This is a genomic window from uncultured Gimesia sp. (assembly GCF_963972345.1).
Lineage (GTDB): Bacteria > Planctomycetota > Planctomycetia > Planctomycetales > Planctomycetaceae > Gimesia.
This window is the reverse complement of sequence record NZ_CAXAVM010000025.1, coordinates 12,438-31,271: the sequence shown is the minus strand read 5'-3', so window position 1 is coordinate 31,271 and position 18,834 is coordinate 12,438. Positions and strand designations below refer to the sequence as shown.

The 18,834-nt window shown below is 52.0% G+C and carries 11 protein-coding genes; 3 read left to right on the top strand and 8 right to left on the bottom strand.

Features of this window, described 5'->3' with window-relative positions:
* Positions 1-56 precede the first annotated feature (56 nt).
* The 3 genes from AACZ40_RS06485 to AACZ40_RS06475 form a co-directional block, all read right to left on the bottom strand.
* Positions 57-1,010 carry a hypothetical protein gene (locus AACZ40_RS06485; RefSeq protein WP_291170268.1) on the bottom strand — a complete coding sequence of 318 codons (954 nt, stop codon included), beginning with the start codon at positions 1,008-1,010 and terminating at the stop codon, positions 57-59.
* Between the two features lie 438 nt (positions 1,011-1,448).
* Positions 1,449-3,524, bottom strand: coding sequence for a diguanylate cyclase (locus tag AACZ40_RS06480; protein ID WP_291170270.1), 2,076 nt, complete (start codon positions 3,522-3,524; stop codon positions 1,449-1,451).
* A gap of 512 nt (positions 3,525-4,036) precedes the next feature.
* The gene (locus AACZ40_RS06475) at positions 4,037-4,822 is read right to left on the bottom strand and encodes an IclR family transcriptional regulator (protein ID WP_291170271.1); all 786 of its coding nucleotides are present in this window, start codon (positions 4,820-4,822) and stop codon (positions 4,037-4,039) included.
* A 210-nt stretch (positions 4,823-5,032) separates the two neighbouring features.
* On the opposite strand from AACZ40_RS06475, the gene AACZ40_RS06470 reads away from it, so the two are divergent.
* From AACZ40_RS06470 to AACZ40_RS06460, 3 genes are all read left to right on the top strand, one after another.
* Positions 5,033-8,026, top strand: a complete 2,994-nt coding sequence (locus AACZ40_RS06470; RefSeq protein WP_291170273.1) for a DUF1553 domain-containing protein — start codon at positions 5,033-5,035, stop codon at positions 8,024-8,026.
* A 58-nt stretch (positions 8,027-8,084) separates the two neighbouring features.
* Positions 8,085-9,506, top strand: a complete 1,422-nt coding sequence (locus tag AACZ40_RS06465; RefSeq protein WP_291170275.1) for a DUF1501 domain-containing protein — start codon at positions 8,085-8,087, stop codon at positions 9,504-9,506.
* 172 nt (positions 9,507-9,678) lie between these two features.
* Positions 9,679-11,025, top strand: a complete 1,347-nt coding sequence (locus tag AACZ40_RS06460) for an NAD(P)/FAD-dependent oxidoreductase (RefSeq protein ID WP_291170277.1) — start codon at positions 9,679-9,681, stop codon at positions 11,023-11,025.
* Between the two features lie 58 nt (positions 11,026-11,083).
* Here the strand turns inward: AACZ40_RS06460 and AACZ40_RS06455 are convergent, their stop codons facing one another.
* The 5 genes from AACZ40_RS06455 to AACZ40_RS06435 all read right to left on the bottom strand — a co-directional run bounded on the left by AACZ40_RS06455 (position 11,084) and on the right by AACZ40_RS06435 (position 18,688).
* Positions 11,084-12,424, bottom strand: a complete 1,341-nt coding sequence (locus AACZ40_RS06455) for a metal ABC transporter permease (protein WP_291170279.1) — start codon at positions 12,422-12,424, stop codon at positions 11,084-11,086.
* Entirely contained in the window at positions 12,421-13,917 is a 1,497-nt protein-coding gene (locus tag AACZ40_RS06450; protein ID WP_291170281.1) for an iron chelate uptake ABC transporter family permease subunit, read from the bottom strand. Before AACZ40_RS06450 ends, AACZ40_RS06455 begins: the two co-directional genes overlap by 4 nt.
* Positions 13,914-14,729, bottom strand: a complete 816-nt coding sequence (locus AACZ40_RS06445) for an ABC transporter ATP-binding protein (protein ID WP_291170283.1) — start codon at positions 14,727-14,729, stop codon at positions 13,914-13,916. Before AACZ40_RS06445 ends, AACZ40_RS06450 begins: the two co-directional genes overlap by 4 nt.
* A gap of 77 nt (positions 14,730-14,806) precedes the next feature.
* Positions 14,807-15,799 (bottom strand): zinc ABC transporter substrate-binding protein, encoded by a 993-nt coding sequence (locus AACZ40_RS06440; protein WP_291170284.1) that lies wholly within the window; start codon positions 15,797-15,799, stop codon positions 14,807-14,809.
* Between the two features lie 117 nt (positions 15,800-15,916).
* Positions 15,917-18,688 (bottom strand): prolyl oligopeptidase family serine peptidase, encoded by a 2,772-nt coding sequence (locus AACZ40_RS06435; RefSeq protein WP_291170286.1) that lies wholly within the window; start codon positions 18,686-18,688, stop codon positions 15,917-15,919.
* Between the last annotated feature and the right edge of the window lie 146 nt (positions 18,689-18,834).

Below are 18,834 nucleotides of genomic sequence, written 5' to 3'. Positions count from 1 at the left end.
TTTCCTTACTCAGATTTCTGTGAAACAAGTTTCATGTTTCCCTGAAAAATCGCGTCTCATCTTCGGGATCGATAGTCAGGCAGTGTCTCAGTGGTAGAAAAATTCATCCGGTTCGAGTAATTGATTTGATCAATCTGTTGCCCATTTCGATCTGCTGCTGAAGTGGGCATTTCAGGCAGAGGGGTGTAAGGATACGACTGCAGTGTAAAAGGGCTCGGAGGTGGATCATCATTGATATAAGCTGGTACATCAGGCTGTTGGGTAGCAGAAGTTTCAGGTTGCACCGCCGGTGCTTTAATCACGGGAGGCAGCCTGGGTGCTGTGACCGGTGGTTGTGGTTGTTTATGTAACTCTGGTTGAGGTAGAACCGGTTTTGCCGGCGCCGCATCTCCCGGCAGCGCCGGAGGTGGTGGTAAGGGTTGATGGTGCTGGGGGTGAGTCTGTTGTGGCTGTCGGGGTTGATTGACAGATGGTTTCGGCAATTTCAGTTCATGGGGTTCCGGTCGTGGCGGGGGATTAATAATGGAAGCCGGAGGAACTGATTGAGTTTCTGGATGAGCCGGCGGGATTGGTTCAGTTGGATAGACAGTGCCCGCGTCCCACTGTTTATAAGCCGGCTGGTTGTGACCGGCGAGAGAATAGGGAGTGGCGATTTCATCGTATTCATATCGACCTCCCGCCAGTGCATGCTCTGCCCCCAGTTTATAACCGGTGAACCATTCCTGGATTTCCAGATAGCCTTCGGGAGTTCGGTAATGCGCGGCCCAGTACTCCTCGGGGGGGACGGGAGGCACTTGTCCGGATTCACCCAGTGCGATATCAACATAGGCTTCCTGATATCCTTTTCGGAATGCCTTTGAAGGTTTGTCTTTACAATTGCAGGAAATCTCTTTGAGGGATTCTTTCGCACACTTTTTGGCCGCGTGTTTGACTACCAGTTTGTCGAGATGCGCCTGGTACCCGTCAAATGAGTGGTACGGATGGGGAGAACATTTATCTTTATGAAACAAAAAGCATTTCTTCACCCGGTTATATGCGGGAGAACAGATTCCGTACTCTTCACCGTCAGTATGTGCGCATCCGGTTAAGCCGGTCAGAATCAAAATCAGAAACGTAAAAAAAACGTTCCGGGATTTAATTCGGAAGACTGTCTGAAATGATTGTTTGATCAATGATTTTAAAGCCACTTGGGAGACCGCCATGCGCAGATTAATTGTTAATCGATACGCTTGGTTTATCGGATTCCTGTTATTCCGCTGTGCACGGTTTTTCGTATCTTGCGGATTATCCGGGGCTGTATGACAGATAAAATCGTTGGAAGTTCAAGAGTTGCCTCAGTCCGCGTATTCCGAAAATCTTGACTGGATTGCCCGGCTTCTGCTGGAGAGGGATGCTGCGAAGCATGTCCGGTATCAACCGGCAGGTTCTGCCGTTGGAAAGAGGACGAATCATTCGGCTGCGAAGTAATCTTTCAGCAGACGAAAAACACGTCCCGCCCGCTGTTGAAAGACCTCAGGTTGTTTAATCCATCCCAGCGGAGTGATTCGAGTTGCGATTTCTACCTGAGAAGATGTCTGTCGCCTGTTGCTGGATGATTTTTTAGTAGACGATCCGAATACGACTTCGATTTCGACTGGTTTACGATCATCTGTTTTACCCCAGAACGGAAGTAATCCAGCCTTGCCCAGGCGCATCACCGCCCGGTTCGTACTGACTTCAGTCAATCGTGCCTGGTTGTCGTTTACGAAACCACCCAGTTTATAGACAATGAAGTCTGAGGAGATCAGTGCGTTGAATGTACTTTCGAATTTCATTCCGTCTGAATCTGATTTTTCCGGCAATGCATCCGGAATGATCTCACCCGTCTTGAGTTGTTCGCAGGTCAGTGCGCGAACCTTATTTCGCCCTGTTTCTTTCGCCTGATACAAGGCGGAATCAGCACGGTGAAACAGGCTTTCCAGAGAATCACCTGGCTCATACTGAGCCACGCCGAATGAGGCTGAAACTCTGATATTAGGCTGGTTCTCCATTTTCAGGTTTGAGACAGCCAGGCGCAGGCGTTCTGCTTTTTTAACGGCATGTTCCAGGGCGGTCTCAGGGCAGAGAATGACGAACTCTTCGCCGCCATACCGGCCGACCAGTTCACCCGAGTAGGTTTCATGCTGGAACAGACGCGCCAGTTCTACCAGGACTTCATCGCCTGTCGGGTGGCCATAACTGTCGTTGATGTCTTTGAAATGATCCGCGTCAATAAAGATCAGACTCAAGGGTTCCGGATTCTGTTCTTTCTGAATTCTGGAAAGCATGATCGCCAGTTGAGTTTCCAGTTCACCTCGGTTGGCAACCGACGTTAATGCATCCAGGCTGGCTGCCAGTTTGAGATCGTTGTATTCTTTCGGACGTTTGAGGCTTCGCGACAGGTCCCTGAAGATTTCAGTCACGCCCAGCAGGCGACCATCGTCACCAAACATCGGCACTGACTGGACTTCAATGTTGATCAGTCGACCCCCCGGTCGCTCGAGCATGAATTCCGTGGTCATGGGCTTGCCATTGGCAATGACCCGGTTCATCGAACATTCGGCTGATGTCAGGTTTGTGCCTTCCCTGTTGGTGAGAGGCAGGCTGGTGCTGCTCCATGATTCTCCCAGCATATTAATGGCACGCAGGTCTGCCAGTTTTTCCAGACCGGGACTGAAAACAACAAACTCCAGATCCGAATTCACGATATAAAAACCATCGTACAGACTTTCAATCTGAAACAGGTATGAAAAAATATTACTGATCAGGTTCGCTTCCAGCGCTTCCCGTTCTGTAAATTCTTTCGGCTGAAACAGTCGGTTGACCTCCAGTAAGGCATCATGAAAGGCCTGTTGTTCATTCTGTTCCCAGCGTGAAAGTGCGCAGACAATATTTCCGTCGAACTGCGTTCCCGCCGCTTCCATGAGAATGGACATGATTTCTTCATGTTTTTTCCCCGCGCGATAGACCTGGTCTGTCGCCAGCGAATCGTAAGCATCGGCAATTGCGAGAATCCGGGCACCCTGGTTGACTTCGCTGCCGATGAACTGGTAACCGTTGGTGGCCCCACTGAAGTGATAGCGGGTCTGCGAGAGGATCGTTAATACTTCATGATCGGTACGGCAAGCCTGCAGGACATCAATCCCGATGTTGTGGTAATGCGACATCAGCTCGATTTCTTCCGATGTCAATTTACCTGGCTTGAAGATGATGTGATCCGGGACGCCGATTTTTCCAATATCGTGTAACAGGGCTGCCACTTCGAGTCGTTTCAGGTGGATTCCTTCCCAGCCCAGATTTGTAGCGATACCCTTAGCCAGAAAAGCAACACGTCTTGAGTGACAAAGCGTGGAAGCATCCCGGGCCTGTAGTGCAGACAGGAGATTACGAAGGTGTTTCCGGGAAATTACCTGATCGATCAGGTCGCTGCTGTCGGACCCGAGGGTGTATTCTTCAAAGTTTTCCGATAGCGAGATCAGCTGTCTGAGAATCTTGGACGAGCCCATGTTATAGCTCCCGTGCACCGAGGCTGAACTCGGCGTGGGATTATTCGATGCTATGAGGGGGCTGTTCATCTTGCGACCTTTGGTATATCGAGCAGAGCTCTAACACAATTTGTTCTGATAAAAACGCATGTGCCTTGCATATCACGAAAAAATCTCTGTTTGCAATATCTGTGTTTCATAACGGAAGGGAGATCACTACTGCAGTTCTTTGCTTCTGCATTTGTTTCACCAGTCAGTTTTAAAACGGAGACATGGCAGATTGTACTGGATTCAGATATTGATGTCTGTTTTAAGTCGAAATGACATTGTAGATATACATCAATTGGATTCAGTTAAATTAAAGCTAGGTTGCGAAAGCAGGATGTCAAATTGCAACATGCCTGTGGAGGGATCAACTGCCCCGTGAATGCGCAGGAAATCCGAGTGAAGCAATCGTCAGGAAATGCGGGATTGAAGCAGTCGTGGCATCTGTATGGATTGTGATGCGCGGAGGGCCACGAAGTCATCAATGTTTATCGATTATAGGCTGCAGTCGCCGCATTCGCCCGGGACTGAACGACCAGCCCCAGCGAATGATATTCATCCTGCGGGATCCGCTCTGCAGGTCCTGTGATCGTAAACGCGGCGATTCCAATTCCATTTCGGTCCAGGATGGGTGCTGCGATACAGCGGATTCCCACCAGCCCTTCTTCGTGATCGATGGCATAACCCCGTTGACGAATCAGATCCAGTTCGTTCAGAAATGCGCGCTTTGACGTGATGGTGTGCTGTGTAAATCGCTTAAAGTGCAGACGGTTGACCAGGTCATCGCGTTCATTGTCTGGCAGAAAGGCAGCGATCGCCTTGCCCGGCGCGCAGCTGTAACACGGGGCGCGGGCGCCGATCTCAGCAGAATATTTAAATGCATGTCGCGCCAGCATCTGTTCCAGGATGACGATCTCTCTGTCAATCAAACAGCAGAACTGAGTCGTTTCACCGGTCGTGTCTCGCAGTTCTCTCATCGGCCCAATGACACATTCCATTAGTGGGCGGTCCTGGACCGTCGGCGGAATCAACTGCAGAAATCGATTTGTCAGATAATACTTTTTAGTAGTGACATCCCGTGATAAATAGCCGAGTTCTTCCAGAGCTTTTCCAATTCGCAATAAAGAAGCCTGGGGGATGGTCAGTTCTTCGCTGAGTTCGCTGAGTGTGCAGCCATGCGAATGTCGGGCGAGGTATTCCAGAAGTGCGATTCCCCGCTGCAGGCTGGGTGAGGCAGTGGCTTCTGATTTACGTTTTGTATCGGGAATGCTCATTGTTGTTGACTTCATATATGAAATAAGTTTCAATAGTGAAATATGATATTGCTCTCCGGGGAGCGTGTCAACCTCCGCAGCCGGGCAGCCGGTATTCAATTGCCTCACAAGACTCATTGGAACGACAGCAGAAAGAATTTTGCCATGCGTGCAGGTGGTCCGGGATGGAGTCTGATTATTTTGTCAGTATTTATCGTACTGAGCCTATCAGTGAGGTCTCACGCGGCGGACCCGTTTCAAAATGCAGAGACGGCAGGTGCTGAGTTTGACCGTGTGATGGCACCCTTGATTGCGGCGCACTGTCTGGACTGTCATGCCGGCCTGGATCCCCGTGCCGGTTTTGATTTTTCCAATCGAAAGTCAGCGTTTCAGGGTGGTGAAAGCGGGCCGGCACTTCAGACGGGAAAGCTGGAAGAAAGCCTGTTGTGGCAATATATCGAATCCGATGCCATGCCACCTGAGCATCCCCTGACAGCCAGGCAGAAACAGCTGTTCAAATTGTGGATTTCCGCTGGTGCCCCGTGGGGCACTGATCAGATCGATGCCTTCAGTAAAACCACTGAGAAGCGGGGCGGCTATGACTGGTGGTCTCTGCAGCCTCTACAGAATCCGGTTATTCCCTCTCTGCCCGATGATGGCTGGGGACAAAATACGATCGATGCGTTTATCTTAAGCAAGTTGCAGGAGCAGGGCCTTCAGCCTCAACCCGTGGCTGATCGTCGAACCCTGATTCGACGTCTTTCCTATTCAGTAACCGGCTTGCCTCCCGAGCCGGAAGAAGTGGATGCCTTCCTGGAAAATGAGTCGCCAGATGCGTATTCGCAACTGGTTGATCGCCTGCTTGCTTCACCTCACTATGGAGAGCATTGGGCTCGTCACTGGCTGGATGTGGTCCGGTTTGGCGAGAGCAACGGCTTTGAGAGAGACCAGCCTCGTTTGAACGCCTGGCATTATCGGGACTGGGTGATTGAGGCACTGAACCAGGATCTGCCTTATAATCGATTTGTGAAATTACAACTGGCGGGTGATCTGCTGGAGCCAGATAATCCACAGGCGATCAAGGCAACCGGATTCCTGGTGGCAGGCCCGCATGATGTCGTAATTCCCGTCAGTAAAACAATGCGGGCGACGATGAAACAGGATGAACTGGAAGACATGGTCGGCGTTGTCGGTCAGACGTTTTTAGGATTAACTGTCAACTGTGCCCGTTGCCACGATCATAAATTCGATCCGATCAGCCAGAAGGAATACTATCAGTTTGCAGCGGCACTCTCCGGTGTGGCCCATGGGGAACGGGGTCTGCCCGATCCCGTTTATGAAAATGCTCAGCGGGAACTGACGCAGACAAAAAAGACTCTCAATGAAACTCAGAAGGCTTTGCTGGAATTAGAGACCGTTGCGCGCCAGAGAATACTTGCTTCACGTGTAGCAGAGGGAAAGACAGAGTCTGCTGGTGTATTGACGTCACCCATAGCAGCCTGGGATTTTCGGAAGAGCACACAGGACCTTGTGGGTGGTTTACAGGGAACGTTACATGGTTCCGCCAGGCAGACCGGGGAAGGGCTGTTGCTGGATGGAGATCAAGCCTATCTGAAAACGGAACCCCTCAAACAGGAGTTGACTGAAAAAACTCTGGAAGCCTGGGTTCAACTGGCAAATCTGAATCAGCGGGGAGGCGGCATTCTGAGTGTGCAGACTGGGGATGGCACCATCTTTGATGCGATTGTATTCGGAGAACAGCAGCCGGGGCACTGGCTGGCTGGCAGCGATCACTTTAATCGTACGAAATCATTCCAGGGTCAGCCGGAACAGGAGGCGAATGAAAGGGAAGTTCAGATTGCCATTGTGTATGCTGCGGACGGCAGGGTCACCGCCTGGCGAAATGGAAAACCATATGGAAAGTCTTATCGGTCAAGTGGCCTGCAATCGTTTCCTGCAGGAAAAACGGAGGTGCTCTTTGGTTTGCGTCATGGCTCACCTGCTGGAAATCGACTTTTGAAGGGGCTGATCACGAAAGCGCGTTTATATGACCGGGCCTTGACTGCGGCAGAAATTCAGGAGTCTGCAACAGGCGAAGGGACCTTTTTCTCAGAGGCAGAACTGCTTGCAGTACTGTCTCCCGTAGAGCAGGCAAAACGAAACACATTGCAACGGGAACGAACTGAGTTGCAAAGCAGAATGAAGCAACTGCAGTCGGTTGAGCCGAAAAAAGCTTATGCGGCACTTTCCCGGAAACCGCCTGAAATGCATTTGCTGAAGCGAGGCAGTGTCACTGCGCCAGCCGGTATTGTGAGCCCTGGAGGCTTACAGGCCATTCAGGGGGTCGACGGAGACCTGGGGCTGGCGGCAGACAGCTCGGACCATGATCGCAGAATCCGGTTTGCAGACTGGGTAACCAGTGCGAAGAACCCGCTGTTTGCCCGGGTGATCGTTAATCGAGTCTGGCATTATCATTTTGGGCGGGGGCTTGTAAATACTCCCAACGACTTCGGATTTAATGGAGGCGACTGCAGTCATCCGGAATTGCTGGACTGGCTGGCGCGCCAGCTGATTCAGAAAAACTGGAGTCTGAAATCATTGCACCGTCTGATTCTGCTCTCTGCCGCCTATCAGCAGTCAGCTCAACTCGACCTGGATGCGTTGAGTGTCGATGCCGACAACCAGTGGTTGTGGCGCAAGAGTCCGCAGAGAATTGAAGCAGAGTCGATTCGCGATTCCATTTTAAAAGTATCAGGACAGCTGAATGCCCAGGTCGGGGGTCGGGGATACCAGGATGTGAAGTCCTATTTTTTCAAAGGGACGCAGTTTTATGAGCCGCTGGATCCGGTCGGCAGAGAGTTTAATCGTCGATCGATCTATCGATTTTCTGCAAGAGGCGGACGGCATCCTTTGCTGGAGACGTTCGATTGTCCCGATCCCTCGACTACCACACCGGACCGTGCCTCAACGACAACGCCCCTCCAGGCACTTTCGCTGATGAACACTTCTTTTGTTTTAAGAATGTCAGATCATCTTGCTGAACGCATTCAGCAGCGCGTCGGTACCGGACAGGAGAAACAGGTTGAAGAGCTGTTCTTACTGGCTTATCAGCGTCAACCGCAGCCTGCAGAGTTGTCAACAGCATGCGAGTTTTGCGAGCAACACGGACTCTCCGCATTATGCCGGGTGATACTCAACAGCAATGAATTTTTATATGTGAATTGAGAGCAGGATGTCATTTCAGAAACAAGAACACTCCGTAACTGACGCTGGTTGCGAATCGATGTCGCGTCGTGAATTCTTTTCCTGGGCGCGCTCTGGTCTGGCGGGAACGGCCGTCATGGATTTGCTGTTGCATCAGAAACCGGTTCCCGCTGCAGAAGCGTCCCGGGAGGCATCAACGGCACCTCATTTTCCGCCTCGGGTCAAACGGGTGGTCCATATCTGCCTGATCGGAGGCCTGAGCCATCTGGACTCCTTTGACTATAAACCTGCGCTGAAAGACCTGCACGGCAAAACGATGCCTGCTGATAAAACTCCCGAAACCTTTTTCGGTAAAGTCGGCCTGTTGCGTAAAAACGATTTTGAATTCCGCCAGCGCGGGGAAAGCGGTCTGTGGATTTCCGATCTGTTTCCTCACATCGCGGCCCAGGCAGATGAGCTCACGCTGTTGCGGTCCATGAAAGCAGATTCCGCCAATCACACTCCCGCCACCTTCCAGGAAAATACGGGATTCCGTTTGAATGGGTTTCCGGTCCTGGGATCCTGGCTTTCCTATGGGCTGGGATGTGAAACCGATGAGCTGCCTTCGTTTGTGGTGCTGCCTGACGTACGCGGTTACCCCGCTGCAGGAACGATTAACTGGTCGAATGGCTTCTTACCCGCTCTGCACCAGGGGGTGCCTTTTCAATCTCAGGGGCCAGCGATACGCGATCTGTTCCCTGAACGAAACATCTCGAAAACAACGGAACAAGCCAGTCGGCGGTTATTAAACCAGTTCAACCAGGGCCACCTGGAGCGGATGGGCTCGAACAGCGATCTGGAAGCACGAATTCGCAGCCATGAACTGGCCGCCAAAATGCAGCTGGCGGTACCCCGGGTTACTGATTTGACCACTGAAACTTCTGCCACCCAGTCACTGTACGGTTTTGATTCCGAAGTCACAGCTCCGTTTGCACGTAACTGTCTGCTGGCGCGACGCTTACTTGAACAGGGGGTTCGTTTTGTGCAATTGTTTTCGGGAGGCCCGTTTGGATCACCGCGGATCAACTGGGACGGCCATGAAAACGTGAAAGGCAATCATTTACGTGAAGCAGCCCGCATCGATCAGCCCATCGCGGGTTTGTTACAGGATTTGAGGCAGCGGGGCATGCTGGATGATACACTGGTTCTATTTTCCACGGAGTTTGGCAGGACACCGTTTACGCAGTCTGCTTCTGATCAGGTTGGTACCGGCCGTGATCACAATATGAATGGTTTTTCAGTCTGGATGGCAGGCGGCGGGCTTAAGCATGGAGCCAGTTATGGAGCGACTGACGAATTTGGCTGGAAAGCTGTTGAAAAACCGATTGCCTGGCATGACTATCATGCCACCGTGCTCCATTTACTGGGGATCGACCATACCCGTCTCACCTGGTATCACAACGGGATTGAACGCCGCCTGACGAATGTGCATGGCGAAGTGATTCATGAGATTCTTGCCTGAAATTCATTTGAATTTGTTGTTTCCAGGCAGAACACCCTGAATTTTCAAGAAGATATTTTGTGTGTGTAGACGAATCGACTAGAATGGCTATAGTGTGTTTTCTTAATCGGCATCAAAGGGGCGCTTACTTCTGTCTGATTGAATGGAACGTCCTGTCTAAAAAATTAATGAAATGAATACTTTACAGAACCCTCGAAGCAAGTCCGACACCAGACGGGTACTGATCATCGGCGGTGGTTTCGCCGGATTGAATGCGGCACTGGAACTGGGGGGAGTAGCCGGAGTGGAAGTCACCCTGGTGGATCGCCATAACTATCACCTGTTTCAACCGCTGCTCTATCAGGTGGCGATGGCCGGGCTCAGCCCCGCAGATATTGCCACCCCCATTCGCAGCTTGCTTTCCGCTTATCGCAATACCAGTGTTTTACTGGGGGAAGCGGAGTCGATCGATCTTCCCGGACAAAAAGTCAAATTCGATTTCGGCGAACTGGAGTTCGACTACCTGGTACTGGCCTGTGGTGCGACACACAGCTATTTCGGTCATAATGAGTGGGAAAAATATGCTCCCGGCCTGAAGACAATCTCACAGGCAACAGAAATCCGAAAACGGGTCCTGTCTGCCTTCGAGCATGCGGAACGCGTAACCGATCAGGATGAGCAAAAGAAGTATCTGACTTACGTGATCGTGGGGGGAGGCCCTACCGGGGTGGAACTGGCAGGTGCCATCGGGGAGATGAGCCGCTTTACGCTCTCACGGGATTTTCGACGAATCAATCCCAGTCATACCCGCGTCATTTTAGTGGAAGCAGGCCCCAGAATCTTGCCCATGTTTTCCGAGCAGCAGTCAAACCGGGCGGCCCGTGATCTGGAGAAGCTGGGAGTTCAGATCTGGACCTCATCTGTGGTAACGAATATCAATGCCGAGGGAGTGGAACTAGGGGATGAGCGAATCCGGGCTGCCACGGTGTTGTGGGCGGCAGGAGTTGAGGCTTCCGAACTCGGACAGGCAGGAGGCATGCACGTCGATAATCGTGGCCGGGTGCTTGTCGAACCGGATTTGAGCCTGGAAGGACATCCGAATGTATTTGTGGCCGGCGACCAGGCCAGTTATACCCATCAGACAGGCAGCCCACTGCCGGGAACTGCTCCCGTTGCCTTGCAGCAGGGGCGATTCATCGGGAAAACGATTCGCAATGAAGTCAAAGGCAAGCCGCGCAGCAAGTTCCATTTCCGGGACAAAGGTCAGATGGCTACCATTGGACGCAGTCGCGCCATTGTCGAAATGGGGCGGTTCAAGCTGGCTGGTTTTTTTGCCTGGGTCGTCTGGCTGGTCGTGCACGTGTTTTATCTCACCGGCTTTAAAAACCGGGTACTGGTGGTGATGCAGTGGGCCTGGTCCTATCTCAGTTTCAGGCGGGGCGCCCGATTGATTGTTGACCGGGGCTGGGTTCCTGCTGATGAACAGGATTCGGCAACAGAAACCGAAGAAGAGGAAGTTCCTGTACCTTCAGAGCATTAATGAATACAGGCTTCCGGGCCTGGAATGTCTGACGCTGGGGGGGGAAGCCGGATCTTCCTCAGTTGGTGAGTTCTTCGGGAGGAATAGGACTGCCGTGGGGATCCTGGTCCGTCTCGTTCGTATCCTCATTCAACTTTTCACGTAACTGGCGATCGGTAAAGTGTTCCAGTCGTTCGGCCTGTCTGTGAATGGTTTCTGTCGACATGCCCGCGTGTTCGACCAGGTAGTGTTCCCAGAGACGATGTGAACGAACCAGTTGACGTTCCCGATCACGGCCCGCTTCAGTCAATTCAAATTGACCATCTGATCCAGCAATCTGGTTCTGGTGTGTCAGGTAATAGAGTGTGAGACGGGTGGGCCAGGCGCGGGAGAATAGAATCTCGCGCAAATAGCCGGCATCCGGTTTAAGGTCCGGGTCACGTTCTTCAATACGATACATGAGCGCGATGATGTCTTCTGCCAGTATTTTCCAGGCCAGGAACTGCCTTCGAACAAAAATGACCAGAATTCCATGCCGAGGGCCGGACAGGGCAGCCAGAACAAACAGCAGACCCGCGGCGACGGCCATCATCCCGGCGGTAGAAGTACTGCCATAACCGAACCAGTGTGGAACGGTTATGGCGCTGATGTGTCCCGTGATGGCAGCGATGACAGCCAGTATCACACTGATAACAATCATGCGTCCCAGGCGATCGGTAAGCATGTAGGCGGCAGCGGGGGGAACCACAAACATTGCCACAACGAGAATATTGCCCACTGTTTCAAAACTGGCGACGGCCGTGATCGCGACCAGTGTCATGAGCGTGTAATGGATCAGTGTGGCGTTAAATCCCGTGGTCGTTGCGAGAGCCGGGTCGAATGAACTGAGTTTGAGTTCCTTGAAAAAGCAAATCACAAACAACAGGTTGATTAACAGAACAATCGAGAGCACGGCGACAACCCGGGGGATTTCCCAGCCGGCAATCAGAACCGTATCGAGGGGAGTCAGTTCAATTGCACCGTAGAGTACGCAGCCCGGATCCAGGTCAACATGGTCCGCAGCCTGCACAATCATGACCAGACCCAGCGCAAACAGTGATGTGAAAACCACTCCCATGGCAGCGCCTTCGTCCACTTTTCCGAAGCTGCGAATCCACTCTGTGAACAGGGCTGTTAAAATTCCCGCGATGACCGCACCGACAAACATGGGCAGACTGCTGCGGCTGTCACTGATGAAAAACGCGGCAGCAAGACCGGGCAGGATGGCGTGCGTAATCGCATCACCCAGCATACTCATTTTTCTCAAGACCAGAAAATTTCCCAGCAGGGCTGTTGCGACAGAACAGAGAATTCCCGCGACAATGATCCAGCCATCCAGATACCAGTTCCACTGGCTCAATGCTTCTCGAATGACATTCATGAACCAGGCCTCCCGGATTGAGAGACCGATGAATCCGTGTTTCCCGGATCGATCTCCAGCGTGTGAGGGCTGGCTAAAATATCGGAGGACGCCTGTTGAATCAGTAACGCTTCCAGCTCAGCAATGACTTCCGGTTCCAGGACATGTTCGATGGCATCGGCGTCCCGATCGACCTTACTCGACGCCACGTCGGCATAGGTGATGAGGTACAGTTCCCAGAGTCGATGCTCGTGAACGACCCGTGCGGCTTCGGTCAGACCCAGGGGTGTCAATCGTATCTGATCACCGGAAACGGTCTCAATTAAGTCATTCTGTTCGGCACGCCGGATGATTTTGTGGAGTGCTGTTGGCGACCAGCTGCGCATCTGGTAGAGGGCAGTGACGGGCACCGGTTTGATCTGTTTTTCTGCCAGCATGCGATGCGCTTCCAAGTATTCATAGATGCTGCGCAACAGGTGTTGTCGATTGACTTTAGTATTCAGTTGATAGCGTCTGACTTTGCGGATCAGAATGCCCCGGGGAATTCCAAAAACCATGCTGACCAGAAACATGCTGGTTGCCACCAGTACAATCATCGCACCGGAAGGCAGGTTGGGGAAAATCGCGCTCATGGCAGAGCCTATCATTCCACTGAGCGCTCCGAGGACTGTAGCGACGAGCGAGAGGTAAAAGATCTTTTCTGTCCAGAAGCGGGCTGCCGCGGGGGGAATCACCAGGAGTGAAATCATCAGAATCAGACCAACCGCCTGGAGACCAATGATCGTCACTACCACAACCAGTCCCATCAGAATCATATCGAGAAAGACAACGGGGAAGCCCCGTGAGTGCGCAAAGCCTTCGTCAAAACAGAGTAGTGTGAGTTCCTTATACAGGAAGATAGAGATCAGCATACAGGTCAGACCCGCGCTGCCAATCAGCCAGGCATCGCTGGCGACCATTGATGCGGTCTTACCGTAAATAAAAGATTCGAGTCCGGCTGCGTGACCCGTCTGCATCTGCTGGACAATTCCCAGTAATGCGACTCCCGCTCCAAAAAAAACACTGAGCACAATTCCCAGGGCGGCGTCTTCTTTTAAACGGGTTAAATTACGAATCAGCAGAATGGATGCGATCCCCAGCAATCCGCTGATGGCAGCTCCCGACAGCAGCACAGGCAGGGTTTTGCCATTCATGCCCAGTGATGTCGCGAGAATAAAAGCCAGTGCTATGCCGGGCAGGGTGGCATGGCTTAAAGCGTCCCCCATCAGGGCTCGTTTTCTCAGCAGGGCAAAACTGCCGATCATGCCGGCGGACATGCCCAGTAATGTCGTGCCCAGAATGACGATGCGCGTGTTATAGTCCTCTAAAAAGAAAACCCGTCTCCAGTCTTTCCATTCAGGAAGGGAAATGCTGCGGTCTGTAATGGATTCCTGGGAAATAGAGGGCTCGGCTGCGAGCAGCGCAGGCGCAGGACAGAGACTCAGCAGCAGAACTATCATGGCAAACAGTCTCATAAAGACTGCTCCCGGCGACGCATGGTCTCGGTTGCTTCTTCCAGCAGAGTCAGTCTGCCGCCATAGGTTTTCTGCAGATTTTCAGGCGTGAAAACATCTGCGGTCAAACCATGATCGATCACCCGCATATTCAGCAGGATGACATAGTCAAAATATTCCGGTACGGTCTGGAGGTCATGATGGATCACCAGCGCCGTTTTACCGGACTCTTTCATTTCCTGCAGGATCTGGACGATTGCTTTTTCTGTAGCGGCATCCACGGCTGCGAAGGGTTCATCCATCAGGTATAAATCAGCATTCTGCACCAGGGCGCGGGCCAGGAAGGTCCGCTGTTGCTGTCCCCCTGAGAGCTGGCTGATCTGGCGGCGGGCATAGTCGGCGATTCCCACACGCTCCAGTGCTTCCATGGCACGAACTTTATGTTTTTTGCGAACAGGCAGACACCAGCCAATTTCTTTATAGAGTCCCATTGTCACCACATCCAGGGCGTCCACGGGAAAATCCCAGTCGACACTTTCCCGCTGGGGAACGTAACCCACACGGTGTCGATTTTTCTGATACGACTTGCCAAAGATCTGAACCCGTCCGGATGCTTTCGGTATCAGATCCATGACGGCTTTCAGCAGTGTGCTTTTCCCTGCGCCATTGGGGCCAATGATCCCAATCAGCTTACCCGGCGGGATATCAAAGCTGACGTCCCAGATCACAGGCTTGCGATGATATGCCACTGTCAGATCATAGACCGAGAGGGGGATCGCAGCGTTTGAAGTATCGTTTTGCCGGTCGGGGGAAACACTGTTGCTGGTATTCATAAGATCGAAACGATTTCATTGAATGTATGCTGGATATAAGAGTCAGATAAATACGGTCAGGATGTGAGGGGGTTGAGTCACGGGGTGAGTTTGCCCTGCATTCCTTTTTCAGGGGCGGTGCCGCCGAGCGCTCTGGCAACGATCGTGAAATTATGATCCAGCATGCCCATGTAACTCCCTTCGTAGCTGCCTGCTTCTCCCATGGCATCAGAGAACAATTCGCCGCCAATAATAATCTCATGACCTTGCGCTTTCGCACCATCGATCAACGCTGTGATATTCTTTTTAGAGACACTGCTTTCCACAAAGACAGCTTTGACATCTTTCGCGACCAGTAAATCAACCAGTTCGTTGATCCGTTTCAGACCGGCTTCTGATTCTGTAGAAATCCCCTGAACTCCCAGCACTTCCAGTCCATAAGCCCGGCCAAAATAATTGAAGGCATCATGCGAGGTGATTAAAATTCGACTGTTCTGCGGTATGGACTGAATCACTTTCAATCCATACTCATGCAGCGTATTGAGTTGCTGTTTGTAGTCGTCAGCATTCTTCTGATAGTCAGCGGCGTGCCTGGGGTCATACCGGCTCAAAGCGTCTTTCACCGCATCAACACAGAGTGACCAGGTGGCGACATCCATCCAGACGTGGGGGTCGTAATGACCGTTGAAATCGTCCGGTTCCAGTAAGGTTTTCTGGTCGATCAACTCCGTGACTGCAAAGACAGGTTTGTTGCGAGCGACCTTGATCAGGGTGTCCGCCATTTTTCCTTCCAGCATCAGTCCAGAATAAAAGACCATGTCGGAATTCATGATTGTCTGCACATCATCACGGCTGGCTTTATGCATGTGGGGGTCGACCCCCGAACCCATAATTTGTGTGACGGCCACATATTCTCGTCCTACATTTTTCACCAGATCTGCGACCATCCCCACGGTTGCGGCTACCGGAATCGGATATTTTAACTGCTTGTCTGACTGCTGATCAGAGGATTCTTCAGGAACCGAATCCTGCCTGGACTGGCAGCCTGCCAGTATGCCTAACATCAGGCTGAATGCGAGAAGCTTTCGCATTGATGATCTCCTGGTAGAGAATGTGTGTACAATGAATGTTAAATGTAGCCTAGGCTACATTTGGTTTTATTTTAGCAGAGTCCATGATGGTGTCAACACCAGCGGTGATTGTTGTACTCAGGGTTTCAAGTGGCGATCAAAGAAGCCGATCACGGCAGGTCTGAGATCCTGCTGGCTGGGTTGCAGATGGAAACTGTGCGGAGCACCTTCAATAATCAACAGCTCAGAGGGGAGATTCTCTTTCTGGAGTGCTGACTGCAGAACTTCTGACTGTTCCACGGGGACGGTTGTATCCTTTGTTCCATGTAAGATCAGGAAGGGGGGATCGTCTTTTGTGAGGTGTGAAACGGCCGAAGCCTGTTGGCTGAGTTCTTTCTCCTCTTTGGTGAAGGAGTCCAGCAGATCGCGTGATTTTGCCAGGGTCATCAGGTCATGTGCGCCATACATGGGGACGACGGCCTGAATTTTCGTAGAAAAATCGGTATAGGGACCTTCCGGATCGAGTTGAGGATCATCGCCGGTCACCGCCAGCATGGCGACCAGATGTCCTCCCGCTGACCCGCCAATGGCGCCGATATGGTCAGGATTAATCTGATACTGCCTGGCGTGCTTTCTTAAATAACGGACCGCGGTTTTACAGTCCTGCAGATTGCCCGGCCAGACCTGCTTGAGATTCTCTGTAAATTTAGAGTGCCGTCTGGCGAGTTGATAATTAATACTGGCGCAGACGTAGCCGGCTTTGGCCAGATTATTTCCGATGTTCAACTCGCGGCGGGCTGCTTTATCACCGCCGTGCCAGCCTCCGCCGTGAATGATCACGACAGCCGGATAAGGGCCGCTTTGAAATTGAGGATCGGGCAGATACAGGTCCAGTTTTTCGCTGCGTCCATCGCCCAGATAATCGAGATCTTTTTTGATCTGGACCTGGGACAACTCCTGTTTCACACGTTCGCTGGGATCCAGGAATTTTACTTTATCTTTTCCGGCCAGCGCGACCAGGTCTTTGATATCAAACTGCTGCAGTAATCCAAAGCAGAAGAGTTCCGGTGCCTGATTGACAGATTGATCCTGTTCAATCACTTCTTTTAACGAACCCAGAGAGCCTTGTAGTTCAACGCCGGAGAAGACCTGCGGATCGATGGCGGCTGCTATGAGAGTGAACAGGCTGCTGCGGGGGCCGACAGACTGAATTTTGACGGAAGTCTGTTTTTTCTGATCACGTAACCAGTGTGCAATCGAAGTTAACTGGCTGGCCTGGATTCCCAGGGGGCGCTCTCCCACTGCGGCGACCAGCAGTCCGTACAGAAAGTCACGTTGACTGATTTTCGATTCGCCAAAGTAAAAGGGATCGACGGCCAGCACCGTTTCTCCCTGTGACAGTAACTTCTGAACCTGTTCTGCCAGACTTTTGCGACCTGCATCTGCTACGAGGATTGTCGTGGATTCCGAAGGGCCGTTGGAGAATTCTACTGCGGGGACGGTCCAGCTTTTGTCGATTTTCAGTTTCCAGAATGTGACTTGAGTTTTGCCTGTTGTTGTCTGGCTGGATTGTGTGGCCTTAAGTGGAGACTCTGCGGGCTCGAAGTGCACGACCTGTTTGAGTGCAGCGCGCTGTTTTTCCGGAGTGGATTTCGTACGCCGGGGCAGATTCTGGCAGAGCTTGAGAGCCAGTGTATGGAAGTCGGCATTATTTTCAGGTAGTTCGACTTTGAGTTCCTCTGCTGATTTGAGTTCGGCGTTACATTCGATTTCCTTGACCGGTAAGGGATTGCCCGGTTCCGAAAAATGAGCCGACAGCATGCGATAGAGGGCTTCGCGATTGTCCTGGAGGAAATTATGATCGCCGGGATCGTCGTTGACGTGTTTCTGCAGATTGTTTTCTTTGTCATAGAGTTTAAAGATCGGGAAGGCTGCCTTTAAAAGCGGGGGTTGTGCATAACCCGATTCAAAGCAGCAGTTGTCTTTGGAGTTGTTGGTGAGCAGGGTGGGACGGGGAGCCCGCATTGCGGTCAAATGGGTGTAGTCAGCATAGACGGCCAGGTCATTGGGGGTCTGTTCGGAATCCCCCAGATCTTTTGTGTGATCAACGCGTGTCAGGAAGCTGGAATAGCCGGCGACCGGGTTGGAAAGCGTCACTCGTTCATCCAGCGAACTGATGAAAATGGTCTGCCAGCCACCGCCTGAAAGGCCGGCCACCGCGACACGATTCGGATCAGCATGGGGGTGCGATAAGAGGACATCCAGGCCCCGTTTCATGGACAGATAAAAAGGGGCCAGGCCGCTTGTACCACACAAGTCGAGCTGGTTCATTTTATAATGTGTAAAACCGGAAGCATTGAGCTGCCCCATGCCCAGCCATTCGATGTTGATCGCCAGCATGCCCCGCTTCGCCTGGTTGATACAGCGGACCTGCTTGTAGTCAGCCGCTTTTCCGTTGCGGTCATGACCATTCACATTCATGACGACAGGAACTTTTCCTGTCAACTTGTGGGGAACATATAATACCGCGGGCACCCAGAGGCCGGGCAGTGCTTCAAAGCGTAACTTCTGGATTTTATACTCGGGGCCGCCCTCGATTGTTTCGAGCCAGACGACTTTCAGTTTAGCGTCCCGCCATTTTTCGGCTTCTCCACGAAAAACCACTTTATTCAGAACGTTGCTGCGGACTTGCGAAATATATTTTTCCCATTCCTCAACGCTGCTGATTTCCGGCATGCCGGGAACACGCGGCGCAATGAAGGCCTGCACTTCTTTCCAGGGAAGATCTTTTTCCAGCACCGGCTGAGATAACAGACTTTTCAGATCGGGTTCAGCCGCCTGTGAGAGGGTGAGCCCCGTTAGAAACAGGCACGAGAGCAAAAGAATGGTACGGACTGGCAGGGTAAGCATGGTTGTCTCTCCCGGTGGATGCAGGCGGGTATGATTCAAAGCTGTTTTCTGGTGCTGACATGACTCCAGAGATTCGACTTGGAACGGGGGCACGGAACAGACCTCAGGTTACCCCGGTCCCATTTTACTCTGAAGGCATCCTTTTA